The organism is Microbacterium lacusdiani (assembly GCF_054779895.1).
This window is the reverse complement of record NZ_BAAGXJ010000001.1, coordinates 220611-245326: the sequence shown is the minus strand read 5'-3', so window position 1 is coordinate 245326 and position 24716 is coordinate 220611. Positions and strand designations below refer to the sequence as shown.

Here is a 24716-nt window from a genome sequence, read left to right as displayed (position 1 = left end):
TCGGCCGGGCCGTCCCTCGTCTTCACCGGACGTCACGCCGCGTCGGCGTAGTCGTCCGGGGTCAGCTCCCGGATGCCGTCGTCATGCAGCAGGAACTGCCCGCGCAGGCGCACGCGGGGTCCCCCGGCCGGGTCGCCGCTCAGTGCGCCGGCGATCCGCGCCGCCCAGGCGAGCTCGCCCGGCTGGAACTCCTCGTCGCCCAGACGCTCCCACACGAGCACCGCCTGGGTGGCGCCCACGACCTCGGCGATCATCGGGATCCGCGCGCCGATCGCCTGCGCGGCCGTCACCGGCCCGAGGTCGTCGAGCACAGCCGGCTCATCCGCGTCCTCGGGGTAGTCCGCCATCGGCATGATGAGATCGCTCATCCGATCGTCGTCGTCGAGGAACATCAGCCACATCTGCCGCCGGATGGCGCCGGTGAGCATCAACCCGAGCAGCTCGCGCAGCCGGGCGTCGTCGAGCGCGGAGTCGCGCAACGCGTTCATGCGGCGCTCGGCCGCCTTCGTGTATGTCATGCCCTCGAGCCTGGCCCGGCGTCCCGCGCCACGACCCCGCTGTGGAGCCATCCGTTCGCCCGCCGCCCCTGTGGACGGGCGACCGCGCGCAGCCGCCGAACGGAGCGACCCCCGCACCTTATGGGTGCGGGGGTCTGTTCCAGCTCAGGTAGAGCGGTCTGGGGCGTCGGCGATCGCCGCGAGCGGCGCCGCTCCGACGCCGTCGGAGATCAGCGCGCGGCCGAGCCCTCGACGTAGTCCTCGTCGGTCTGCTTCCAGGCGAACAGGGCGCGGAGCTCCTTGCCGGTCGCCTCGATCGGGTGACCCTGCTCCTTCTCGCGCAGCGCCAGGAACTCCTGGGCGCCGTTGTCCTGGTCCTCGATGAAGCGCTTGGCGAACGCGCCGGACTGGATGTCCGCGAGGACCTCCTTCATGCGCTCCTTCGTGCCGGCGTCGATGACGCGCGGGCCCGACACGTAGTCGCCGAACTCGGCCGTGTCGGAGATCGACCAGCGCTGCTTGGCGATGCCGCCCTCCCACATCAGGTCGACGATGAGCTTGAGCTCGTGCAGCACCTCGAAGTAGGCGATCTGCGGCTGGTAGCCCGCCTCGGTGAGGACCTCGAAGCCCGCCTGCACGAGGTGGCTCATGCCACCGCAGAGCACGGCCTGCTCGCCGAACAGGTCGGTCTCGGTCTCCTCGGTGAAGGTCGTCTTGATGACGCCGGCGCGGGTGCCGCCGATGGCCTTCGCGTACGACAGGGCGACGTCCCAGGCCTGGCCCGACGCGTCGCGCTCGACCGCGATGATGTCCGGGATGCCGCGGCCCGCGACGTACTCGCGGCGGACCGTGTGGCCCGGCGCCTTCGGGGCGACCAGGATGACGTCCACGCCCTCGGGTGCGTCGATGTAGCCGAAGCGGATGTTGAAGCCGTGCGCGAACGCGAGGGTCTTGCCGGGCTTGAGGTTCGGGGCGATCGACTCCGAGTAGATCGAGCGCTGGTGCTGGTCCGGCGCGAGGATCATGATCAGGTCGGCCCACTCGGTCGCCTGCGCGACGGTCATCACGCTGAAGCCCTCGTCGTGCGCCTTCTGCACCGACTTCGAGCCCTCCTTGAGGGCGATCGCGACCTCGACGCCCGAGTCGCGCAGGTTCTGCGCGTGCGCGTGTCCCTGCGAGCCGTATCCGACGATCGCGACCTTCTTGCCCTGGATGAGCGACAGGTCGGCGTCGGCGTCGTAGAAGATCTCGGTGCTCACGGTTGTGGTTCTCCTTGGTGGGTTGGGGTTCTGAGAGCGTGTGGGGAGCGTCAGCCGCGGAGGACGCGCTCGGTGATGGACTTGCTGCCGCGGCCCAGGGCCAGCAGGCCCGACTGGGCGAGCTCGCGGATGCCGAAGGGCTCGATCGCCTTGAGGAACGCGTCGACCTTGCCCTTGTCGCCCGTGATCTCGATGACCAGCGCGTCCGGCGCGTAGTCGACCACGTTCGCGCGGAACAGGTTCACGACCTCGATCACGTTGGACCGGGTCTGGTTGTCGGCGCGCACCTTCACGAGCATGTGCTCGCGCTGCACGCTGGTCGACGCGTCGAGCTCGACGATCTTGATGACGTTGATCAGCTTGTTCAGCTGCTTGGTCACCTGCTCGAGCGGCAGCTCGTCGACGTCCACGACCACGGTGATGCGGGACAGGCCCGGCACCTCGGTCACGCCCACGGCGAGCGACTCGATGTTGAAGCCGCGGCGCGCGAACAGCCCGGCGACGCGGGTCAGCAGACCCGGCTTGTCCTCGACGAGGAGGCTCAGCACGTGCGTCGTCATCTCAGTCCTCCTGCTCGCTGAACGCCGGCGCGTGGTCGCGCGCGTACTGGACGTAGCTGTTGCTCACGCCCTGCGGCACCATCGGCCACACCATGGCGTCGGCGCTCACCACGAAGTCGATCACGACCGGGCGGTCGTTCGTCTCGAGCGCGGTCTGGATCGCGGCGTCCACGTCCTCCGCCTTCTCGACGCGGATCGCGAGGCAGCCGTAGGCCTCGGCCAGCTTGACGAAGTCCGGGATCCGGATCGTGTCGTGGCCCGTGTTGAGGTCGGTGTTGGAGTACCGGCCGTCGTAGAACAGCGTCTGCCACTGGCGCACCATGCCGAGCGACGAGTTGTTGATGATCGCGACCTTGATCGGGATCTTGTTGATCGCGCAGGTGGCCAGCTCCTGGTTGGTCATCTGGAAGCAGCCGTCGCCGTCGATCGCCCACACGTGGCGGTCCGGCTGCGCCACCTTGGCGCCCATCGCGGCCGGCACCGAGTAGCCCATGGTGCCCGCGCCGCCCGAGTTGAGCCAGGAGTTGGGCCGCTCGTACTTGATGAACTGGGCGGCCCACATCTGGTGCTGGCCCACGCCCGCCGCGTACACGCCCTCGGGGCCGGTCAGCTCGCCGATGCGCTGGATGACGTACTGCGGCGCCAGCAGGCCGTCGGTGGTCGGCGCGTAGCCCAGCGGGTACTGCTCCTGCAGCCCGCGCAGGTACGCCCACCACTCGGCGATGTCGGCCTTCTCCCCCGCGGCGTGCAGCGCGGCGTCGAGGTCGACCAGCACGTCCTTGAGGTCGCCCACGATCGGCACGTCGGCCGTGCGGATCTTGGAGATCTCGGCCGGGTCGATGTCGACGTGCACGACCTGCGCCTTGGGCGCGAACAGGGCTGCCTTGCCGGTCACGCGGTCGTCGAAGCGGGCGCCCAGCGCCACGATCAGGTCGGCCTCCTGCAGCGCCAGGACGGCCGGCACGGAGCCGTGCATGCCCGGCATGCCGAGGTGCTGCGGGTGCGAGTCCGGGAACGCGCCGCGCGCCATGAGCGTGGTCACGACGGGCGCACCGCTCGACTCGGCGAGGGTCTTGAGCTCCTCGGCCGCGCGGGCGCGGATCACGCCGCCGCCGACGTACAGCACGGGCTGCTTGGCCTGCGCCATGAGCGCGGCCGCGGCCTGGATCTGCTTGCCGTGCGCCTTGGTGACCGGCCGGTAGCCGGGAAGGTCGATCTTGGGCGGCCACACGAACGGCGCCTCGGCCTGCTGCGCGTCCTTCGTGATGTCCACGAGCACGGGGCCGGGGCGTCCGGTCGACGCGATCTCGTAGGCGGCCGCGATGGCGCCGGGGATGTCCTCGGCGCGCTTGACGAGGAACGAGTGCTTCGTGATCGGCATCGTGATGCCGACGATGTCGGCCTCCTGGAACGCGTCGGTTCCCATGAGGGTCGAGAACACCTGGCCCGTGATCGCCACGAGCGGCACGGAGTCCATGTACGCGTCGGCGATCGCCGTCACGAGGTTGGTGGCGCCGGGGCCGGAGGTCGCGATCGCGACGCCCACCTTGCCGCTCGCAGACGCGTAGCCCTCGGCTGCGTGGCCGGCGCCCTGCTCGTGACGCACCAGGATGTGGCGCAGCTTCTCGGCCGACATCAGCGGGTCGTACACGGGCAGGATGGCGCCGCCGGGCAGGCCGAAGACGTCGGTGACGCCGAGCAGCTCGAGCGAGCGGACGACCGCCTCGGCGCCCGTGATCACGGGCGCGGAGGCCGGCTGCTGACGGGATGCGGGCGGCCGGGGCGTGGCCGGAGCGGTATCGGAGGGCATGGTGATGCTTCCTTGAGTCGGATCGAGTCGAGGGAGGTCCGCGTGTGAGGAGCGGAATCAGCCGGTCGTCGCGCCCTCCGCTGCGGAGCGCACGAGTCGCGAGTACTTCGCCAGAACGCCTCGGGTGTAGCGCGGGGGCAGGGGTTCCCAGCCGGAACGGCGGGATTCGAGCTCCGCCTCGTCGACGAGTAGGTCGAGAGAGCGGGCCGCGATATCGACCCTGATCAGATCACCATCGCGCACCAGGGCGATCGGACCACCGTCCACCGCCTCGGGTGCAACATGGCCGATGCACAGTCCGGTTGTGCCGCCTGAGAATCGACCGTCCGTCAAGAGTAGTACATCCTTGCCGAGCCCAGCGCCCTTGATGGCGGCCGTGATCGCGAGCATCTCGCGCATGCCCGGGCCGCCCTTGGGGCCCTCGTACCGGATGACGACGACGTCGCCCGCGGCGACCTTGCCCTCGGCCAGGGCGTCCATCGCGGCGCGCTCGCGCTCGAACACGCGCGCGGGGCCCTCGAAGACCGCGGCGTCGAAGCCGGCCGTCTTCACGACCGCGCCCTCGGGCGCCAGCGAGCCGTGCAGGATCGTGATGCCGCCCGTCGCGTGGATCGGGTCGTCGAAGCGGTGGATGACCTCGCCGTCGATCGGGTCGGGGTTCAGCTCCGCGAGGTTCTCGGCGACGGTCTTGCCGGTGACGGTCAGCGCGTCGCCGTGGATGAGCCCCTCGTCGAGCATGGCCTTCATGATCACGGGGATGCCGCCGTGGCGGTCGACGTCGTTCATCACGTACTTGCCGAAGGGCTTCATGTCCGCGACGTGCGGCACCTTGTCGCCGATGCGGTTGAAGTCGTGCAGGCTGAGGTCGATCTCGGCCTCGCGCGCGATCGCGAGCAGGTGGAGCACGACGTTGGTCGAGCCGCCGAGCGCCATCGCCAGCGCGATGGCGTTCTCGAAGGACTCCTTCGTCAGGATGTCCTTGGTCGTGATGCCCTGGCGCAGCAGGTTCACGACGGCCTCGCCGGAGCGGTGCGCGAAGTAGTCGCGGCGGCGGTCCGCGGAGGGCGGCGCGGCCGATCCGGGAAGGCTGAGGCCGAGGGCCTCGGCGACCGACGCCATCGTGTTGGCCGTGTACATGCCGCCGCACGCGCCCTCACCCGGAGCGAACGCGCACTCGATGCGCTTGAGGTCCTCCTCGGTCATCAGGCCCGCGCGGCAGGCTCCGACGCCCTCGAACGAGTCGATGATCGTGATGTCCTTCTCGGTGCCGTCCGAGAGCTTCACCCAGCCGGGCGCGATCGATCCGGCGTAGAGGAAGACGCTCGACAGGCCGAGGCGCGCGCTGGCCATGAGCATGCCGGGGATCGACTTGTCGCAGCCGGCGAGCAGGACCGTGCCGTCGAGGCGCTCCGCCTGGATCACGGTCTCGACGCTGTCGGCGATGACCTCGCGCGAGACGAGCGAGAAGTGCATGCCCTCGTGGCCCATCGAGATGCCGTCCGAGACCGAGATGGTGCCGAACTGCAGCGGGTAGCCGCCGCCCGAGTGCACGCCCTCCTTGGCGCCCTGCGCCAGGCGGTCGAGGCTCAGGTTGCAGGGGGTGATCTCGTTCCAGCTGGACGCGATGCCGATCTGGGGCTTCTCCCAGTCCGCGTCGCCCATGCCGACCGCGCGCAGCATGCCGCGCGATGTGGTGGCCTCGATGCCATCCGTGACGACCCGGCTGCGGGGCTTGATGTCGGGGGTTCCGGAGGGGGATGAAGCGAGGTCGACCATGAACGGAAGTCTATGCCCGCACGAGGGCCGCCCCCGTGCCCGTGCAGACCGCCTGACGAGCTCCGTTTCGACGCGTCAGGATGCTCGCGCGTCGGCCAGAGCGGTGAGCAACTCGGCGAGCTCAAGAGGGTCCGCGACGCGGACGCGCGCGGCGGTCTCCCCGTCCCCCACGCGGACGCCGAGATCCTGCGGCTCGAGACTGCGCAGCGCGTCCTCGTCGGTCACGTCGTCGCCCGCGAACAGCACGGCCGTCGCGGCGGTCTCGGCACGAAGACGGGCGATCGCGGAGTCCTTGCCTTCATGCCGCCAGGCGTATTCGATGACGTTCTTGCCGGTGCGGCGCCGCCAATCCGGGGCGCGGTCGGCGACCAGGCCGTCCACGAGCGACCCGGCGCGGCTCGCGTCGGCCGGGGCGGACAGCCGGGTGTGCAGCGCGAAGCCGTAGGCCTTGCGCTCGATCCACGCGCCCTCGATGTCGTCGACGAGCTGCTCCGCGTCGGCGACGAGCGCGTCGGCGGCCGCGGCCTCCTGCACGACCTCGGCCATCGCGACCTCCTCGGGCTGGAGCCCGGCGGCCACCGCCGCCGGACGCCAGAACTCCGCGCCGTGGGATCCGGCGAGCCACACCGACGAGTCGTCGGAGTGGGCGCCGATGACGCGCAGGTCCGTGAGCTGCCGTCCCGAGACGAACGCCACGACCGTGTCGGGCAGCTCCGCCAGCCGGGCCACGGCGGCGGCCGTCTCGGGAAGCGCGCGCACCGCCATCGGGTCGTCCCCGAGCGGGGCGAGGGTGCCGTCGAAGTCGAGGGCGACCAGCAGGCGCTCCGTGCGGGCGAGCTCGGCGACCGCGCCGTCCCAGTCCCGCGTGCTCACGCGCGCCCGCCCGCCGCCTTGGCCGCACGCGAAGCGCCGTTCCGCGCGGCGCGCGACTTCAGCCGCCGCGCCTGTCGCACCTTGTCGATGTCGCTCAGGAAGTCGTGCGACCAGTCCTCGACGTCGTGCTCCAGCACGCGGCGACGCAGAGCGCGCATCCGACGCGACTGCTCGCCTGGGGACATCTCCACGGCCCGCATGATCAGGTCCTTCAGGCCGTCGATGTCATGGGGGTTGACCAGGAGCGCGCTCGTGAGCTCGTCGGCTGCGCCGGCGAACTCGCTCAGCACGAGCACTCCCGTGTTGTCGGTGCGGGAGGCGACGTACTCCTTGGCCACCAGGTTCATGCCGTCGCGCAGGGCCGTGACGAGCATCACGTCGGCGGCCAGGTAGAGCGCCACCATCTCCTCGCGCGGGAACCCCTGGTGCAGGTAGCGGATGGCCGTGTGGTGGATCGTGTCGTGGTCGCCGTTGATCCGCCCGACCGTCAGCTCGATCTCGTCGCGGAGGTCGGCGTACGCGTCCACACGCTGGCGCGACGGGCTCGCGACCTGCACGAGCGTCGCCTCGCCCACCTTGAGGCGACCGTCCTCGAGGAGCTCGCCGAACGCCTTCAGACGGTGCCGGATGCCCTTCGTGTAGTCGAGACGGTCGACGCCCAGCAGGATCGTCTTCGGGTCGCCGAGCTGCTCGCGGATCTCCTTGGCGCGGGCCTGCACCGCCGGGTCCTCGGCGAGGTCGATGTACGACTGCGCGTCGATCGAGATCGGGTACGCCTTGGCGATCGCCACGCGCGGGTTCTCGCGGTCGTCGTCGCCCGACGGGACGACGATCTCGCTCGAGCGCGTCGTGTGGTGCAGCACGCGCCGCACCGACCGCTGGAAGTTGCCGGCGTCGGCCTGCCGCTGGAAGCCGATGACGTCGGCGCCCAGCAGCCCCTCGAGCACCTGGCGGCGCCACGGCAGCTGCGAGTACAGCCCGTATGCGGGGAACGGAATGTGGTGGAAGTAGCCGATCGTGACGTCCGGGCGCAGCTCACGCAGCATCTTCGGCACGAGCTGCAGCTGGTAGTCCTGCACCCACACGACCCCGCCCTGCTCGACGGTCTCGGCGGCGGCCTCCGCGAAGCGGCGGTTGACCCGCACGTACGACTCCCACCACGACCGGCGGTACACCGGCGCGGCGATCACATCGTGGTAGAGGGGCCAGATGGTGCCGTTGGCGAAGCCCTCGTAGTACGACTCGATCTCGCCCGCGCTGAGCGGGACGGGCACCAGCCGGGCCCCCTCGAAGTCGAACGGCTCGAGGTCGAGATCGGGCTGTCCGCCCCAGCCGACCCAGGCCCGGTCGGGCTTGCGCATCACGGGCTCCAGCGCCGTGACGAGCCCACCGGGCGAACGCCGCCAGGTCTCGTCCCCGTCGGGCGAGACCACGCGGTCCACGGGGAGACGATTGGCGACGACGACCAGATCTGCGCGAGTCATGAGGCTCCTCCTGCCGGTCTGGCCACAGTATCAGCGGGCCCGTTCGGACACCGTGCCTGGCCCCGGGGCTTGACGTCCCATGCCGCTGTCGTTATGACCGCATGCCATGCGCCCCGCCGGCCGCGCAAGCCCCTGCGGCGCGCGCGGTGTGCCGCTAGCGTGGGGGCCATGGGGATCCGCAAATACCTGAGTGGCACGGGACTGATCGGCACGCTCACGAGCGGCTACGCGCTGCTGCGCGGCGCGAACGCCCAGAACTTCACGTGGCGGACGGCGCTCGGCTGGCTGAGCTGGGCCATCACGTTCGCCCTGACGATCGGCACGATCCTCGACATCCGCAAGGCCAGCCAGGGTCGTCCGGTCTCCGATGACTCGCCCATCAAGGGCAAGGAGGGCAAGTACTACAAGCAGCAGGTCGCCGACGCCGGCGGCGCGAAGCGCGCGCGTCGGCGCTGAGCGGTCTCAGCCCAGCGGGATCGAGTACTGCATGAAACCCGTGTCGGTCGCGACGCGGTCGTAGAGGGCGCGGGCGGTCGTGTTGGTGTCCCGCGTGAGCCAGTACACCTTGGCGCAGCCGCGCTCGCGGGCCCACTCGGTCACGTGGGCGATGAGCGCCCGGCCGTACCCGCCGCCGCGGGCCTCGGGCGAGACGAACAGGTCCTCCAGGTAGCAGTACTCCCCCAGCGACCACGTCGCGGGGTGGCTCAGCCAGTGCACCAGGCCGACGGGCGTGCCCGCGTCGTCGCGTACGAGCGCCCCGCGGATCGGTCCCTCCGGCTCGACCAGCCGCCGGAACGTGCCGTCCGTGACCTCGGGCGAGAGAGTCGATCCGTAGAAGTCGAGATAGCCCTCCCACAGGCCCTGCCAGGCGGTGCGGTCGGCGTCGGTGAGCTCGGTCACGAGGGGCATGCGGCCAGGCTATCCGGGGGCCGAGCAACGCGGCGGCGGCGGGCCGCGACCGCCTCGGAGCATCCTGCGAACCGGAATCCGCTCTGGACCCTTCCATTCACCAGGGCGTAACGTGTCAGTTCGCCCGGATATCGGTCAGCACGCGTACCCGACGCGACCGCGGGCGAATCACCCGATCCGCACCTGCTCCGCCGCGCCCTCTCCTGCGGGCGTCGTGGGAGCGGCGCCACCAGACGTGAGAGACAGAGATGATCGACACCCTCGAAGTCCCCAGCATGCGCCTCAGCGACATGGTGGCGGAGCGGATCGCCAAGGCGATCATCGACGGCACGATGCCCGCCGGATCGCGCGTGCGGGACCAGGAGCTCGCGCAGAAGCTCGGCGTCTCGCGGATGCCCGTCCGCGAGGCCCTGCAGCGGCTGCAGCGCGTCGGCCTGATCGAGACCGCCGCGAGCCGCTACACGCGCGTCACCGCCGTCACCCCGGAGGTCGCGCAGGCGACGCGCCAGTTCGCCGGCCACTACGTCACGTCCCTGATGCGCATGGCCCTCGCCGCGGCGACGCCCGAAGCCCGGGTCACGGCCGCCGCGGAGATCGACGCGATGGTGGCGGAGCTGGACGCGGGAGGATCGCCGGCGGTGGCGTACCGCGAGCTTCAGGACCTCTTCATGCGCGTGGCGGACAACGCGTTCATGTCCATGGTGTCCTCCGACCTGGGCCTCGCGATCGAGCGCAATCTCGCCACCCTCGACGGGCCGGACGGCACCCAGGTGGCGGCCATGCTCGACGCACTGCGCGACGCGGTCCTCGCCGGCGACGCGGCCGCCGGCGCCCGCGTGCTGCAGGCCGCCTTCGGCATCGAAGACGAGTGAGCCCCGCCCGGGACACGCCCGGGCCACGCCGTTTCCGGCCCCGATTGGCGCCCTCGGCCGCCGCCTGGTAACGTAGTCCCTCGGTTCGCGAGAGCGGAAAACGCTCCCGGATCATGCACCTCTAGCTCAATCGGCAGAGCAACTGACTCTTAATCAGTGGGTTCAGGGTTCAAGTCCCTGGGGGTGCACCACTCGAGAAGGCCCCGTCCACGCGACCGGGCCTTCTGCGTTGCACGGGCGACGACTCCTGCCCGGGGAGATCGACGGCGATGCCCGGGTACGGCATAGGATGCGATTCCCGACATCCTGGTAGCTCGCGTACCGAAAGGCAGGCCCATGGCCGGTCTCATCCACATCCTCGTCCGCCAGGGCGCTCTCCCCTTCGCGCGGGCCCAGCAGCTCGCGGGCACGGATCGCGAGGAGTTGATGCGGATCCGCGAGCTGCTCGCCGCCGGCGAGCTGTCCGAGGAGGAGTTCGCGCGTGCGCGGGCGACCGAGGCGGACGTGCCGTTCGTGCGCCTCGAGGACGAGGCGGTGGACGCCGACATCCTCGCCAGGATCTCCGTGACGTTCGCGCACGCGCACGAGCTCGTGCCGCTGCGCACGATCGAGCATCGCGGCCTGCCGCACCTGCTGCTGGCCATGGCCAACCCCGACGACGTGATCGCGCTCGACGACGTGCGCGTGGCGTACGGGATGCCGCCGTACATCGTCGTGGCCACGGCGAGCGAGATCCACGCCACGATCGACCGCCATCACCGCGCCGACGCAGAGATGACCGAGCTGACGTCCAGCCTCACGGTGGAGGAGGCGGAGGATCCGGACGACGGGTCCTTCAACGTCAGCGGCGGCGGCTCCGACGAGGACGACGACGCCCCCATCATCCGGTTCGTGAACCTCGTGCTCGGCCAGGGCATCCGCGACCGGGCCAGCGACATCCACATCGAGCCGACCGCGGACCGCGTGCGGGTGCGGTACCGCATCGACGGCGTGCTGCACGAGATGCCGAGCGCCCCCAAGGCGATCCAGTCGGGCGTCATCTCGCGCCTGAAGATCATGAGCGACATCGACATCGCCGAGCGCCGGATCCCGCAGGACGGCCGCATCTCGGTGCAGCACGACGGCCGCAAGGTCGACCTGCGCGTGGCCACGCTGCCGACCGTGTGGGGCGAGAAGATCGTCATGCGCATCCTGGACCAGGCGAGCACCGCGCTGAAGCTCGAGACGCTCGGGCTCTCGGAGCGCAACCTGACGGCCTACCGTCGCGCCTACACGAAGCCCTACGGGATGATCCTGGTCACGGGACCGACCGGCTCCGGCAAGTCGACCACGCTGTACTCCACCGTCGCCGAGCTCGCCCGGCCGGAGGTCAACGTCATCACGATCGAGGACCCGGTCGAGTACCGGATGGCCGGCGTCAACCAGGTGCAGATCAACACGCAGGCGGGCCTCACCTTCGCGAACGCGCTGCGCGCCATCCTGCGCTCGGACCCCGACGTGATGCTGGTCGGCGAGATCCGCGACGCGGAGACCGCCAACATCGCGATCGAGTCGGCGCTGACCGGCCACCTCGTGCTGTCGACGCTGCACACCAACGACGCCCCCAGCGCCGTCACGCGCCTGGTGGAGATGGGCGTCGAGCCGTTCCTGGTCGGCTCCGCTCTCGACGTCGTGGTGGCGCAGCGCCTGATCCGGCGCCTCTGCGACCGCTGCAAGGAGCCCGACGAGATCGGCGCCGAGGCGCTCGCGGCCGCCGGCTTCGCCCGCGCCGAGACCGAGAACGGGACCCTGTTCCGGCCCGTCGGCTGCGCGCACTGCGCGGAGACGGGCTACCACGGCCGGGCCGCCGTGCACGAGGTCATGACGGTCACCGAGGAGATCGAGCGGCTCGCGGTCGCGCATGCCTCGAGCAACGACATCGCGCGGGTGGCGCGCGAGCAGGGCATGCGGACGCTGCGCGAGGACGGGTGGGCCAAGGCCCTCGCGGGGCTGACCTCGGTCGAGGAGATCCTGCGCGTCGTGATCTGACACCCCGCGCGCACGATGCATCGCGCCATGCCGGGCGGCGACACGCCCGACATATGGATGTACTGCCCGGGTAGTTTGCGCCCACATTTTTCAGAAATGGGTACTACTCCCCAGGTATCTGTGAGTAGCCTGAGCGCGTGACGGTCCCCCCATCCGTCGCCACGGCGGTCTCACCCGAACACCGCGTGGCGCCGCAACTGACGCTGCTCGACGCCCTGCACAGGGTCGTGGTCGAGGGCGCTTCCGACCTGCACGTCACCGCGGGCGTCCCCCCGATGGTGCGTGTGGACGGAAAGCTGCGCCCGATCGACGGCGCGCCCGTCTGGACCGCCGATGTGGTCGCCCGCGAGATCGCGACCCTGATGTCCCCCGAGCAGCGCGAGCGGTTCGAGCTCGAGCAGGAGCTCGACTTCGCGCACGCGCTGTCGGACGAGGCGCGCTTCCGCGTCAACGTGTACCGCCAGCGCGGCGCGATGGGCGCGGTCCTCCGTCTCATCCCCACGCGGATCCGCTCGCTCCGCGAGCTCGGCATGCCGGCCGCGGTCGCGCGGTTCGCGACGCTCCCCCGCGGCCTGGTGCTCGTCACCGGCCCCACCGGATCCGGCAAGTCGACCACGCTGGCAGCGATGATCGACCAGATCAACCGCACGCGGGCCGACCACATCATGACCATCGAGGACCCGATCGAGTTCCTCCACACGCACCAGCGGTCGGTGGTCAACCAGCGCGAGGTCGGCCAGGACACGGAGTCGTTCCAGCGGGCGCTGCGCCAGGTGCTCCGGCAGGACCCCGACGTCATCCTGATCGGCGAGATGCGCGACCTCGAGACGATCCAGGTCGCGCTCACCGCCGCCGAGACCGGCCACCTGGTCTTCGGCACGCTGCACACCCAGAGCGCGCCGCAGACGATCGACCGCATCATCGACGTGTTCCCGCCGCACCAGCAGGACCAGGTGCGCACCCAGCTCGCCTCCACGCTGCGCGGCGTCGTCTGCCAGACGCTGATCCCGCACGCGAGCGGATCCGGACGCGTCGCGGCGACCGAGGTGCTCGTGATGACCCCGGCCGTGGCGAACCTCATCCGCGAGCAGCAGATGCACCAGATCCCCGGCGTCCTGCAGGCCGGCTCGACGCACGGCATGCACACGCTGGACCAGAACCTCGCGGCCCTGGTCGACGACGGGCGCATCACGTACGACGCGGCCGAGGAGCGCGCCCAGGATCTCGTGGGCTTCCGTCAGCTCGCCCGGCACTCGGGCGGCGGCGGGGACGGCATCGACTACGGCGACGGCTTCACCCGGCGGAGCCTCAGGTGAGCGCCCCGTCGTCGGCCGGCCAGAAGGCCGGCCCGCAGGCCACGCCCACCCAGGCATGGGACTACGTCGGCGCCGACCCGACGGGCCGCAGGCGCAAGGGCACGATCGACGCGCCCAGCAAGGCCGCCGCGCTCGCCCGGCTGCGCGAGCAGGGCATCACCGCGACGTCGCTGCGCGAGTCGAGCATCCTGACGCGCGAGCTCGACGTGTCGTTCCTGAAGAAGAAGATCAAGCTCGACGAGATCTCGCTCGCGACCCGCCAGCTCGCCACGATGCTGGATGCCGGCCTCACGCTCGTGCGCGGCCTGACCATCCTGGTCGACCAGGTCGAGAACCCGCGGCTGCGCGACGTGCTGCAGACCGTGCGGCGCGACATCGAGCGCGGCAAGCCCCTGTCGGACGCGCTCGGCGCGCGGCCCGAGGTGTTCCCGCCGCTCCTCGTGCACATGGTGCGCTCGGGCGAGGCCGGCGGCTTCCTCGCCGAGGCGCTCACGTCGGCCGCCGACGGGTTCGACGCCGACCTGAAGATCCGCAACACGATCAAGGCCGCCATGACCTACCCGATCATCGTGATGATCGTCGCGGTGCTCGCCGTGATCGCGATGCTCGTGTTCATCGTGCCCGTGTTCAAGAAGATGTTCGAGGACATGGGCGGCGAGCTTCCGCTGCCCACGCAGGTGCTCGTGACCCTGTCGGAGAACATGCTCTGGATCGGCCCCGCCCTCGTCGTGCTGGTCGTGGCCGCCGTGCTGTGGTTCCGCCGCTACGGGCGCGAACCCGGCGTGCGGCTCGCGATCGACACGGCCCGGCAGAGGATCCCGGTGCTCGGCCCGTTCTTCCGCAAGGCGGCCGTCGCGCGGTTCACGCGGACGCTGTCGACCACCCTCAGCGCGGGCGTGCCGATCCTGCAGGCGCTGGGCATCGTGAAGCAGACCGCCGGCAGCGCCCTCGTCGAGGACGCCGTGGGCCGCATCGCCGACGGGGTCCGCCGCGGCAAGGGGCTGACCGCGCTCATGGCCGACGAGCCCGTGTTCCCCCAGATGGTGACTCAGATGGTCGCGGTCGGCGAGGACACCGGCGCGCTCGACACCATGCTCAAGCGCGTCGCCGAGTTCACGGACCGCGAGGTGCAGCAGACCGCGCAGCGCCTGACCGCCATGATCGAGCCCCTCATGGTCGTGATCGTCGGCTGCATCATCGGCGGAATGATCGTCGCGATGTACCTGCCCATGTTCGGGATCTTCGAGCAGATGCAGCAGTCCGCCTAGTCGTCCCCGGCCCCGCCGGCTCCCCCGGGCACCGCGACCGCGGAGTCCTTCCTCCCACCCATCCCAGCAACAGAAAGAGTCCCCCATGAAGAACATGCTCGACGCCCTCGTGCGTCGTCAGAACGAGCTCAAGAAGGACGACCGCGGCTTCTCGCTCATCGAGCTGCTCGTGGTCGTGCTGATCATCGGCGTCCTCGCCGCCGTGGCTATCCCGGTGTACATCGGCACCGTGAACTCGGCGAAGCAGTCGGCAGTCGAGGCTGCTGCTGCCACGGCAAAGGCTGCCTACACTGCGTTCGTGTTCGAGTCCGAGACGAACAACAGCAGCACGATCACGACCATCAACGATGCGGCAGATGCCGCCGCCGCACAGGCGACGACCGCGGATATCACTGTCGTCCCGACGCCCGCAGATCCCACCGATGCGCAGGCGGATGCAGTGGAATTCGTGGCCACGCACGTCGACGGACAGACAGCGACGAGCAACTGAATCCAGTAGCCGGCGGCTGGCTTGGAGGTCCAGGTCGGCCGCCGGCCGGGATAAGTGCCATCAGATGCCAGCTCGCAACGGAGACAGAGGATTCGGCGCCCTCGAGGCGCTGATCGCGATGTTCCTGCTCGCGGTCATCGCGGTCGCGTTCCTGCCGATGATCATGACGGGACTGCGGTCTGCGGTGGCGAACACGACGGCGACCACCGCGACACAGCTGGTCAACGAACAGCTGGCGCCGCTGTCCGCCAAGCCGCACTCGTGCACCGCCGTGCAGACGTGGCTCGGCACCTCGGTCCCCACGGTCACCGACCCCCGGGGTCAGACCATCTCCATCCAGCGCAGCGGACCCGCGAGCCTGAGCTGCAGCACACCGCCGACGACGGTCACCGTCACGGTGACCGCGACCGGCACCGACCCCTGGTCCGGCGACGCCCGCACATGGGCGACCGCCACCACCATCGTCCTGATCGACTAGAGGACCCCATGACCCGCCCGACACGCGACGACCGCGGCTTCACGCTCGTGGAGCTGCTGGTCTACGTCGTGCTGCTCGCGGGCATCCTGACGCTCGGCGCCGGTCTGGTCATGAGCGTGACCCAGGGCTCACTGCGGGTCACGAGCTCGGCCGACGCCTCCCGCGACGGCCAGACCATCGCCCGCACGATCACCACATCGGTGCGCAACGCATCGCACGTGAGCGCCGACGGCGACTTCGTCGTCGCCCGCCTCGAGGACGGCGCGGGCGACGCATGCCACGCGTGGTACGCCTATGGCGGCTCCGTCTACGCGCGCATCTCCGACGCGGCGATCGCCCAGCCCGCCGGCGCGCCCGGGTCGACCTGGATGCGCGTCGGCACCGGGCTGGTCTCCACCTCGGGCGTGTTCACCGCGGCTTCGGGCGGCGTCAAGGTGACGTTCCAGGTCGACACCCGCACCTCCCCGACGCTCATCGAGACCGTCGCGGTCCCGCGCCTGCTGGGCACCGGAGGCAACCCATGCGCCTGATCTCCCTCGCCTGGGCGAGCCGCGACGACCGGGGCTCGGCGCTCGCCGCTGTGGTCGGCATCGTGCTGCTCACGGTCGTGGTCGCCCTCACGGTCGCCACCACGACCGTGCAGTCGCTCGAGCGCACCGACGACACGCGCGACACGGTGTCCGCGGAGTTCGCGGCCGAGGCCGGCGTCGCGGTCGCGCAGGCCGCGATCGAGGGCGCCGCGTGCGGCGGCGGCACCTTCGCGAGCTCGTCCGCCGCGCCGTTCCACCGCACGATCGTGCAGCACGTCGTGGGCGGCGTCATGACGAACGGATGCCCGACGGCCGACGAGGAGTACCGGATCGTCGCGACCGGATACGACAGCGCCGCCTCCTATGCGGCCGACGACGGCAGGAGCGTCGAGGCGAGATACGAGGCCGTGCCGCAGCCCTTCGCGCCGACCGGCCCGGCGATGTACTCGCACGGCGGCATGAGCTTCGGCAACAACGGCGACATCCAGCCCCTGACGGGCGACGACATGAGCATCATGATGCACGACGGCGACCTGGTCTGCGCGAACTCCATCTCGGGCAACACCGACGTCATCGTCAAGAGCGGCAACCTGACGGCCGGCAACCGATGCGAGATCGGCGGCGACACGTGGGTGTTGTCCGGCTCGGCGACCCTGGCCAACGGCGCGAGCATCGCCGGCAAGCTCGTCGCGAGCCACCTGGTCATCGAGAACAACCACTCGGGCACGCTCGGTCCGCTGTACGCCGACGACACCACCGGCAGCGCCCCGGGCCAGCTCGCCGATCACGGTCCCGTGCAGTCGAAGAGCGCCGCCGGCGCCATGCCGACGGTCCCCGGCTGGGTGGACTTCGAGTTCGAGGCGGCCGACTGGCCCGGCTACACGGTCGTGACGCTCTCGGGCTGCAACCGCACGGCCGCGAAGAGCGCGCTCGACTCCCTGGCCGGCGCGCCGGGCGTGCTGAACGCGCTCCACTGCATCGAGCTGGATCTCACCGGCCTCGGGCAGACGACGGTCCAGACCCTCACGGCGAACGTCGCTATCTTCGCCCCGAGCTTCAAGCTCTCGCAGACCAAGTTCGCCGGGCAGACCGGGAACGAGCGCCTGTGGCTGGTCACTCCCGACTACATCGACAACGGGGTGCCGAGCTGCGGCGAGGCCGACGGCACGGGCATCATCGTGCCCGACGACACGTCGCTCGCGAACTCGTCGGAGTTCACCAACCTCGCGGTCATGCTCTACACGCCGTGCAGCATCTCGTTCGGCAACTCGCTCGTGATCCACGGGCAGGTGTACGCGAACTCCATCCACGTCGAGCAGCACCTGACCTACCGCTACGCCCCGACGGGCCTCCCGGGCACCAACCTCACGGACGGCACGGACACGCCTCCCACAGAGCTCACGCTGAGCTCCTACCGCAACACGTCGACCACCGCCAAGAGCCTGGGGGCGCCGTGATCGCCGTCGTCACCACCGGGGTCGGCCTGTTCGGCCTCGCGATCGGATCCTTCCTCAATGTCGTCGCGCACCGCGTGCCGCTGGGGCAGTCGGTCGTCGCTCCGCGCAGCGCGTGCCCGGCGTGCGGGCACGAGATCCGCGCGTACGACAACGTGCCCGTGCTGTCGTGGCTCATCCTGCGCGGCCGGTGCCGCGACTGCGCCGCCCCGATCTCGGCGCGCTACCCGATCGTCGAGGCCGTCACGGCCGCGCTGTTCGTCATCGTCGCCGCCGCCTTCGCGCCCTCGATCGCCGCGGCGACCACCGCGGCCGGGACGTGGGCCGCGTCACTCGTCCTCGTCGCGCACCTGGCGCTCGCCGGCTTCGGCGTCGCGCTCGCGGCGATCGACCTCGACACGCAGCGCCTCCCCGACGCGCTGGTGCTGCCCCTGCTCGGGACGGGCGTGGCGCTGTTCACCGCGGCGGCCGCGCTGACCGGCGCCTGGGGCGACCTGCTCCGGGCCGGCATCGGCGCCGCCGCGCTCAGCCTCGTGTACTTCGCGATCTTCCTCATCTCGCCGCGCGCGATGGGCTTCGGCGACGTCAAGCTCGCGCTGCCGCTCGGGATGTTCCTCGCCTCGCACGGGTGGGGCGCGCTCGTCGTGGGCGCGATCGGCGCGTTCGCGCTGGGCGCCGCGGTGGGCGGCGCGCTCATCCTGGCCCGGCGCGTCGACCGGCGCGGCGGCATCCCCTTCGGGCCCTGGATGATCGCGGGCGCCTGGATCGGCATCCTCGCGGGCGAGGTCCTCGCCCGCGCCTATCTGCAGCTGTTCGGACTCGCGTGATGAAGGGCGGATCCATGTACTCCACTCCGACGGGAGCCCTCGCATGGGCAGGGTGATCGGGCTCGACTTCGACAGCACCTCGGTCCGCGGCGCCGAGCTCTCGGGCGTGGGCACCGCGTCGCCGCGCGTCGAGCGGTTCGGCGAGGTTGGGCTGCCGCCCGGAGCCGTCCACCACGGCGAGGTCGCGGAGCCGAACACCGTCGCGGATGCGCTGCGGCGCCTGTGGGAGAGCGCGCGGTTCAGCACGCGCGCCGTCGCGCTCGGCATCGGCAGCCACCGCGTGATCGCCCGGCCCCTCACGGTCGACGACGGCAGGCCCGAGCAGGTGCGGCTCTCGCTGCCGATGCATGCAGACGGGCTGCTCCCCTTCCCCTCGTCCGAGGCGCTGATCGACTTCTACCCGATCGAGCGCGATCCCGCGCATCCCGGCAAGGTGCGCGGGCTCCTCGTCGCCGCCGCGCGCGACGCGGTCGACGACAACGTCAGCGCCGTGCGGCGCGCCAAGCTCCGGCCCGAAGCCGTCGATCTGGTGCCCTTCGCGCTGGCGCGCACCCTGCTGCGCGGCGACCACGCCGACGGCACGGTCGGCCTCGTCGAGGCGACCGGCTCGACGACCAACGTGCTGATCGCGTCCGACGGCGTGCCGCAGTTCCTCCGGATCATCCCGAGCGGCCTCGACGAGGTCGCGACCCAGCTGGCGGCCCTCCTGGGCCTGGAGGACGCCGAGGCGCAGGCGGCCGTCGTGACCGCCGACCTCGCGAGCGAGCCGTACCTGATCGACGCGCTGCGCGACGCCGCCCAGCCGCTCGTGAACGCGGTCGGGAACACGGTCGACTACTACCTCGGCACGAGCGAGGCCGGCGAGCTGCGCCACATCCTGCTGACCGGTCACGGGATGCACTCGCAGCTGCTCGGCGAGCAGCTCCAGGCCCGCACGCGCAAGCGCGTGCTTCCCGCCGATCCGCTCGACCAGGTGCGCCTGGCGCGCCGCGTCGACCGCGCCGCGATCGCCGCGAGCTCCTCGGCGGTCGCGATCGGGCTGGCGATGGGGGTGGCGTCGTGAGCGCCGACGAGGAGGTCGGCGGTCGCCGGGCCCGCCGCAGCACGTTCGGCGACGGCGCGCCCGCCTCGGACGACGCGTTCGCGGTGCTCCTGGCGGGAGAGCAGACCGACGCGGCGCCCGGCGGCAAGGTGAAGAAGAAGGTCGGGAAGGCCGCCAAGGCTCCGAAGCCCGTGGCGAAGGCCAAGCGCCCCCGCCCCGCGCGGCGCCCCGCGAACGCGCTCGACGTCGGCGGCGTCCCCCGCGTCGATCTGCTGCCGACCGAGCTGCGCAATGCCCGCGCCTGGCGGGTCGCGCGCGGGCGCGCGCTCATCATCGTGCTCCTCGCGGCGATACTCGTGCTCGCGGGCGTCGGCACGGCGCTGTGGCACGCGGCCACGACCGACCTGGCTCGCGACGCCGCGGCGGCGCGGACCGTCGAGCTGACCGACCGGCAGGGCCGCTTCGGTGACGTCAGCGCGCTGCTGTCCCGCATCACGCGGTCCGAGGAGGCGCTCGCGACCGCATCCGCGGACGAGGTGGACTGGCCGCGCCTGCTCGACGATCTCGGTCGCGCGCTGCCGGCGGGCTCCCGGGTCACGACGGTCGCGGTCGACTCGACCACGCCCCTCACGGAGATCGCGCAGCCCGCGGATCCGCTCCGCGGCGCCCGGATCGGCACGCTCACCTTCACGGCCTTCACGCCCACGATCCCCGACACCGCCGCCTGGGTGCGCGCGCTCAACGAGGTCGAGGGATTCGAGAACGCCACGCCGCGGGCGGCGGTCGCCGAGGCGCCCGACGCGCTCGGCACCGGGGTGCTGGGCTACACGATCGAGATCGCGGTCGACCTGACCGACCGCCGGCTCGTGACGCCGCCCGAGGCGGAGGCCCCGGCGGAGGAGGAGGACGCATCGTGAACCGGATCGGCGCGACCTATCTGCTGGCGACCGTGCTCGCGATCGGACTGCTCGGCGTCGGCTTCGTGTGGGGCGTCAAGCCGTCGCTCGACGCCGCCGCGGCGGCCACGACCGAGCGCATCCAGATCGAGTCGCAGAACCAGCTGTTCGAGATGCGCATCGCGCAGCTCTCCGAAGCGCGCGACGGACTCGCCGCGCACGAGGATCGCCTTGCCGAGCTGCAGCGCGCCGTCCCCGCCGACGGCGATTACGACGACTGGCTCGCGGAGCTCGACCGCCTCGCCGCGGCGACCGGGGTCTCCATCACGCAGGTGACCGTGGCCGACTCCCAGCCGCTCGCGACCGAGGCGCCGCCCGCGGCTCCCCCGGCCTCCGACGGCGCGAACCCCGACGGTGCGGCAGCGCCTGCCGCTCAGCCCGAGGCCGCGCCGTCCGCCGGGGCCCCGGCTGCGGGTGCCGCGGACCCGACCGCGGCACCCGCAGCCGAATCCGGAGCGCTGCTCGCCATCCCGGTGCAGATCGGCGTGAACGGCCCCGCCGCCGGCGTGCGCGGATTCATCCGGGAGCTTCAGGGCGCCGAGCGCCTGACGCTCGCCTCGCGGTTCGCGTTCTCGTCGAGCGACGAGCAGCCCGACGTCCTCGCCGGCACCACGGGCGCGCTGATCGACGGCCTCATCTGGGTGCTTCCCGAGTGACGCCGGCGGGTGCGGCGCTCCCGGCTCGGGGGTCGCGCCGCGAGAAGTCCATCGCCGTGCTGTTCGACGCCGAGAACATCGCCCCGGCGTGGGTCGGACCCGTGCTGGGCGAGGTGGCGCGCCACGGCATCGCGTCGATCAAACGCGCGTACGGGGATTGGACCCGCCCCGACCTCCGGCGCTGGAAGGAGGCCGCGAGCGAGCATGTGGTTCAGCCCATCCAGCAGTTCCAGAACAGCGTCGGGAAGAACGCGAGTGACAGCGCCCTGATCATCGACGCGATGGACATCCTCTACTCGGGCCGGATCGACGCCTTCGCGATCGTGTCGAGTGACGGCGACTTCACCCGACTGGCGGCGCGCATTCGGGAGGACGGCATCCCGGTGCTCGGATACGGCGAGCGCAAGACGCCGAGCGCGTTCCGCAACGCGTGCGACCAGTTCACCTACTTCGATCTGCTCGAGGGCGCCACCCCGGCACGGGAGCGCGACGGCGCGACGAAGACGTCGTCACCAGGCGGCGATGCGAAGCTCGTCGCGCTGCTGCGCGCGGCGGTCCTGGCCACTGCTGACGAACAGGGCTGGGCGAATCTCTCCCCGGTCGGACAGCACGTCCGCAAGAACGCGCCGGACTTCGATTCCCGCAACTGGGGGTTCGCGCGCCTGAGCGAACTCGTCAAGGCGACGGAGCGCTTCCACATGAAGACGCGCGGCACGACGATCGTGGTGGCCGACAAGGCCCTCGTCCCCTAGGTTTCCGAGCTGGTCCACTTCTCCACACCCCGCGAACATTCGAACGGATGTCCGAGGCCGGTGGGAGAATAGAGGCATGCCGAGGTTCGAGGATGCCGACGAGGTCAGCTGGGGGTTCACCCCGGCGGAGCGGTCGCGCACGCGTGCCTCGATCGAGGAGCTGAAGCGGATCCGCGCCGAGCGCGCCCGGCTCGACGCGCGCGAGGCCGCGCTCCTCGCCGACGTGACCGGGATCGCGCTGGAGCAGGTCGCACGAGACACGAACGGGAGCGACCACGCGTTCCCCCTCCGCTCTATGGCCGCCGAGCTCGCTCTGGCGCTCAAGGAGTCGCCGCGCGCGATGCAGTCCCGGATGGATCGCGCGCACGAGCTCGTCTCGAAGTTCCCCGCAACGCATGAAGCATTGTCGGACGGGCGGATCACCGATCGGCACGCACGCGAGATCGCCACGGCCGGCGCCGACATCGCGGAGCCGGACGCGCGCGACGCCTACGAACGCGAGGTCGTCCCGCTCGCCGCCACGAGGACGCCGCACGGGATCAAGAGCCTCGCCAGGCAGGTCGCCGAGCGCCACCACCCGACGACCCTCGCCGAGCGTCACGAGCGGGCGCGGGCCGACCGGCGCACGTGGGTCGAGGACCTGCCCGACGGCCAGGCGATGCTCGGCATCATCGGCCCGGCGGTCGCCATCCACGCCGCGCACGACCGCCTGACCTCCTGCGGCGAGGCGGTGAAGCGCGACCGCCGCGCGGTCGTGCGCGATCTCGACGGCGTCGAGCCCGCGCCCGAGGACCCCGCGTACGCCAAGTACACGGACGAACGGCACCTCGGCCAGCTGCGCGCCGACATCGCGCTCGACCTGCTGCTGTGCGGCCTGCCCACGGGCCACGAGCTGGAGCAGGCGATCACCGCGACGGTCGAGGTGGTCATCCCCGTGACGACGCTCGCGGGCCTCGACGACGGGCCCGCCCTCCTCGCCGGCTACGGCCCGATCGACCCCGACACCGCCCGTCGCCTCGCGGGAACCGCCGTCGGGTGGGAGCGGGTGTTCCTGCACCCCGACACCGGCGCCCTGCTCACGGTCGACCATCACCATCCGACCGCCGCGCAGCGTCGATACCTGCTCGCCAGGGACCGGACGTGCCGGGTCCCGGGATGCACCGTCACGGCGAAGCACGCCGACATCGACCACACCATCCCGTGGTCGCGCGGCGGCCCGACCGCGGTGACGAACATGGCCGCGGTCTGCGAGCAGCACCACATGATGAAGCACTTCTCCCCCTGGCGCTTCGAGCAGCTCTCGCGCGGCCGCATGCGGATGCGCAGCCCGGCGGGATACGACTACGTCCACGCGGCGGAGACGATCTACTACCTGCCGCGCACACCCGCTCCCTTCTGATCCAGGCGCGGCGGCGCCTCAGCGGGCTCGACACCGCCCGCAGGTATCCTGTTCCGGTGACTCCCCCCGCGTCCGGCTCCCCCCTGTCGTTCGGCGATCTCGACGCGGACCTGCAGCTCGCGCTGTGCCTGGCCGACGCGGCCGATGCGCAGACCCTGCCGCGCTTCGACGCGGCCGACCTCGACGTGTCGCGCAAGGCCGACCGCACCCACGTGACCGACGCCGATCTGGCCGCCGAGCGCGCGGTGCGCGAGCTCCTCGCCCAGCAGCGCCCGGACGATGGGGTGTTCGGCGAGGAGTACGGCGCCGACGAGGAGCGCGCCCGCCGCTGGATCATCGACCCGATCGACGGCACGGCGAACTTCCTCCGTGGCGTACCCGTCTGGGGAACCATGATCGGCCTCCAGATCGACGGCGTGGTCCGCCTCGGCGTGGTCAGCTCCCCCGCGCTGGGCCGCCGCTGGTGGGGCGCCATCGGGCTCGGCGCGTGGACCAGCGTCGACGGCGGCGAGCCGCGCGCCATCCGGGTGTCGGACGTCGCGACGCTCGACGACGCGAGCGTCAGCTTCCAGAGCATCGGCCAGTGGGACGACGCCGGGCACCTCGACGCCCTCGTCGCGCTGACGCGCCGCGTGTGGCGCGACCGTGCCTACGGCGACGTCTGGTCGTACATGCTCCTCGCCGAGGGCAGGCTGGAGATGGTCGGCGAGTTCGACGTCAAGGAGTACGACCTTGCGGCCGCGGCGGCCATCGTGACCGCGGCGGGCGGCCGCTTCTCGTCGTTCGAAGGCGAGCCGACGATCGCGTCCGGCTCGGCCGTCGCGACCAACGGCGTGCTGCACGACGCGATCCTCGAGGTCCTGCACGGCACGGGGACGTCATGACCCCCGGGCGCCGCGCGGCGGCCGTCCTGCTCGCCGTGACGGCGATGCTGGGCCTCGCCTCGTGCGCGCCGGAGCCGGGCGCGGCGCCCGCCGACCCCTCGGCGCCCACCGCGGGGGCGAGCGCTCCGCCGGCCGATCCGAACGCCGAGCCGACGTGCGAGACGATCCTGTCGGAGTCCCTCGTCGCCGAGTTCAAGGGCTACGGCCTCGAGGCGATCGAGGAGCCGTTCAGCTTCGGCGATCCCGCCACCACCTCGATCGAAGGCGGCGTGATGTGCACCTGGGGCGCACCGGACGTCGCGACCGACCACGGCGTGCAGATCTTCGGATGGGCCCCGCTCGACGCCGCCGGCGCGGAGAAGTGGCAGGCCTTCCTCACCGAGCAGGGCTGGACGCGCAGCGATGAGGGCGGACTGGCCGTCTACACCGAGCCGTTCGCGCCGGTTCCCGAGGACGCCATGGCGTACGCGTTCGGCGACGGCTTCGTGAAGGTCGCCGCGCCGAAGCAGAACCTCGCCGTCATCACCTGGCCCTGACCTTCTTCCGCCGATTCCGCGCCGGACTGCGCCACTGGATGGCGCTCCGCGCGTTCTCAT

The 24716-nt window shown here is 71.4% G+C and carries 25 protein-coding genes and 1 tRNA gene; 18 read left to right on the top strand and 8 right to left on the bottom strand.

Annotated features, from left to right (window positions below):
* Nucleotides 1-32 precede the first annotated feature (32 nt).
* The 7 genes from ACYVGN_RS01215 to ACYVGN_RS01185 form a co-directional block, all read right to left on the bottom strand.
* Nucleotides 33-518, bottom strand: a complete 486-nt coding sequence (locus ACYVGN_RS01215; RefSeq protein ID WP_460788240.1) for a hypothetical protein — start codon at nt 516-518, stop codon at nt 33-35.
* Nucleotides 519-727: 209 nt separating this feature from the next.
* Nucleotides 728-1756 (bottom strand): ketol-acid reductoisomerase, encoded by a 1029-nt coding sequence (gene ilvC, locus ACYVGN_RS01210; protein WP_055989554.1) that lies wholly within the window; start codon nt 1754-1756, stop codon nt 728-730.
* 50 nt (nt 1757-1806) lie between these two features.
* A complete protein-coding gene (gene ilvN, locus ACYVGN_RS01205; protein ID WP_055989557.1) occupies nt 1807-2316 on the bottom strand; it encodes an acetolactate synthase small subunit in 510 nt (169 codons plus the stop codon).
* A gap of 1 nt (nt 2317) precedes the next feature.
* Complete coding sequence (locus ACYVGN_RS01200) at nt 2318-4126, bottom strand: acetolactate synthase large subunit (RefSeq protein WP_460788238.1); 1809 nt, start codon at nt 4124-4126, stop codon at nt 2318-2320.
* Between the two features lie 57 nt (nt 4127-4183).
* Complete coding sequence (gene ilvD, locus ACYVGN_RS01195) at nt 4184-5902, bottom strand: dihydroxy-acid dehydratase (protein WP_460788236.1); 1719 nt, start codon at nt 5900-5902, stop codon at nt 4184-4186.
* A gap of 75 nt (nt 5903-5977) precedes the next feature.
* Entirely contained in the window at nt 5978-6775 is a 798-nt protein-coding gene (gene otsB / locus ACYVGN_RS01190) for a trehalose-phosphatase (RefSeq protein WP_460788234.1), read from the bottom strand.
* Nucleotides 6772-8259, bottom strand: a complete 1488-nt coding sequence (locus tag ACYVGN_RS01185) for an alpha,alpha-trehalose-phosphate synthase (UDP-forming) (RefSeq protein WP_460788232.1) — start codon at nt 8257-8259, stop codon at nt 6772-6774. Before ACYVGN_RS01185 ends, otsB begins: the two co-directional genes overlap by 4 nt.
* A 168-nt stretch (nt 8260-8427) precedes the next feature.
* On the opposite strand from ACYVGN_RS01185, the gene ACYVGN_RS01180 reads away from it, so the two are divergent.
* Nucleotides 8428-8715: a hypothetical protein gene (locus tag ACYVGN_RS01180; protein WP_230667506.1), complete on the top strand. Its 288-nt coding sequence runs from the start codon at nt 8428-8430 to the stop codon at nt 8713-8715.
* 6 nt (nt 8716-8721) lie between these two features.
* Here the strand turns inward: ACYVGN_RS01180 and ACYVGN_RS01175 are convergent, their stop codons facing one another.
* Nucleotides 8722-9168, bottom strand: a complete 447-nt coding sequence (locus tag ACYVGN_RS01175; RefSeq protein ID WP_055989569.1) for a GNAT family N-acetyltransferase — start codon at nt 9166-9168, stop codon at nt 8722-8724.
* A 248-nt stretch (nt 9169-9416) separates the two neighbouring features.
* Between ACYVGN_RS01175 and ACYVGN_RS01170 the strand changes: the two genes are divergently transcribed.
* The 17 genes from ACYVGN_RS01170 (at nt 9417) to ACYVGN_RS01090 (ending at nt 24656) form a co-directional block, all read left to right on the top strand.
* Nucleotides 9417-10040 carry a GntR family transcriptional regulator gene (locus ACYVGN_RS01170; protein WP_460788229.1) on the top strand — a complete coding sequence of 208 codons (624 nt, stop codon included), beginning with the start codon at nt 9417-9419 and terminating at the stop codon, nt 10038-10040.
* Between the two features lie 115 nt (nt 10041-10155).
* Nucleotides 10156-10231 (top strand) — tRNA-Lys (locus tag ACYVGN_RS01165).
* 145 nt (nt 10232-10376) lie between these two features.
* Nucleotides 10377-12068, top strand: coding sequence for a GspE/PulE family protein (locus ACYVGN_RS01160; protein WP_460788228.1), 1692 nt, complete (start codon nt 10377-10379; stop codon nt 12066-12068).
* 137 nt (nt 12069-12205) lie between these two features.
* Nucleotides 12206-13384: a type IV pilus twitching motility protein PilT gene (locus tag ACYVGN_RS01155; protein WP_460788226.1), complete on the top strand. Its 1179-nt coding sequence runs from the start codon at nt 12206-12208 to the stop codon at nt 13382-13384.
* On the top strand, nt 13381-14652 hold the full coding sequence (locus tag ACYVGN_RS01150) for a type II secretion system F family protein (RefSeq protein WP_460788224.1): 1272 nt from the start codon (nt 13381-13383) through the stop codon (nt 14650-14652). The genes ACYVGN_RS01155 and ACYVGN_RS01150 overlap by 4 nt, the downstream gene beginning before the upstream one ends.
* Before the next feature lie 85 nt (nt 14653-14737).
* Complete coding sequence (locus tag ACYVGN_RS01145) at nt 14738-15142, top strand: type IV pilin protein (protein ID WP_460788223.1); 405 nt, start codon at nt 14738-14740, stop codon at nt 15140-15142.
* A 64-nt stretch (nt 15143-15206) separates the two neighbouring features.
* Nucleotides 15207-15620, top strand: a complete 414-nt coding sequence (locus tag ACYVGN_RS01140) for a type IV pilus modification PilV family protein (protein WP_460788221.1) — start codon at nt 15207-15209, stop codon at nt 15618-15620.
* Nucleotides 15621-15628: 8 nt separating this feature from the next.
* Complete coding sequence (locus tag ACYVGN_RS01135) at nt 15629-16150, top strand: prepilin-type N-terminal cleavage/methylation domain-containing protein (protein ID WP_167626739.1); 522 nt, start codon at nt 15629-15631, stop codon at nt 16148-16150.
* Nucleotides 16141-17607 (top strand): hypothetical protein, encoded by a 1467-nt coding sequence (locus ACYVGN_RS01130; RefSeq protein WP_460788219.1) that lies wholly within the window; start codon nt 16141-16143, stop codon nt 17605-17607. Before ACYVGN_RS01135 ends, ACYVGN_RS01130 begins: the two co-directional genes overlap by 10 nt.
* Nucleotides 17604-18431: a prepilin peptidase gene (locus ACYVGN_RS01125; protein ID WP_460788218.1), complete on the top strand. Its 828-nt coding sequence runs from the start codon at nt 17604-17606 to the stop codon at nt 18429-18431. Before ACYVGN_RS01130 ends, ACYVGN_RS01125 begins: the two co-directional genes overlap by 4 nt.
* Nucleotides 18432-18474: 43 nt before the next feature.
* Entirely contained in the window at nt 18475-19494 is a 1020-nt protein-coding gene (gene pilM / locus ACYVGN_RS01120) for a type IV pilus biogenesis protein PilM (RefSeq protein ID WP_460788216.1), read from the top strand.
* Nucleotides 19491-20390: a hypothetical protein gene (locus ACYVGN_RS01115; RefSeq protein WP_055989599.1), complete on the top strand. Its 900-nt coding sequence runs from the start codon at nt 19491-19493 to the stop codon at nt 20388-20390. Before pilM ends, ACYVGN_RS01115 begins: the two co-directional genes overlap by 4 nt.
* Nucleotides 20387-21085, top strand: coding sequence for a hypothetical protein (locus tag ACYVGN_RS01110; protein WP_134745770.1), 699 nt, complete (start codon nt 20387-20389; stop codon nt 21083-21085). Before ACYVGN_RS01115 ends, ACYVGN_RS01110 begins: the two co-directional genes overlap by 4 nt.
* A 56-nt stretch (nt 21086-21141) precedes the next feature.
* Entirely contained in the window at nt 21142-21837 is a 696-nt protein-coding gene (locus tag ACYVGN_RS01105) for an NYN domain-containing protein (RefSeq protein WP_460788214.1), read from the top strand.
* A gap of 76 nt (nt 21838-21913) precedes the next feature.
* A complete protein-coding gene (locus ACYVGN_RS01100; protein ID WP_460788213.1) occupies nt 21914-23236 on the top strand; it encodes an HNH endonuclease signature motif containing protein in 1323 nt (440 codons plus the stop codon).
* A gap of 56 nt (nt 23237-23292) precedes the next feature.
* Nucleotides 23293-24120: an inositol monophosphatase family protein gene (locus ACYVGN_RS01095; RefSeq protein ID WP_460788211.1), complete on the top strand. Its 828-nt coding sequence runs from the start codon at nt 23293-23295 to the stop codon at nt 24118-24120.
* The gene (locus ACYVGN_RS01090; protein ID WP_460788209.1) at nt 24117-24656 is read left to right on the top strand and encodes a DUF3558 domain-containing protein; all 540 of its coding nucleotides are present in this window, start codon (nt 24117-24119) and stop codon (nt 24654-24656) included. The genes ACYVGN_RS01095 and ACYVGN_RS01090 overlap by 4 nt, the downstream gene beginning before the upstream one ends.
* Nucleotides 24657-24716: the final 60 nt, after the last annotated feature.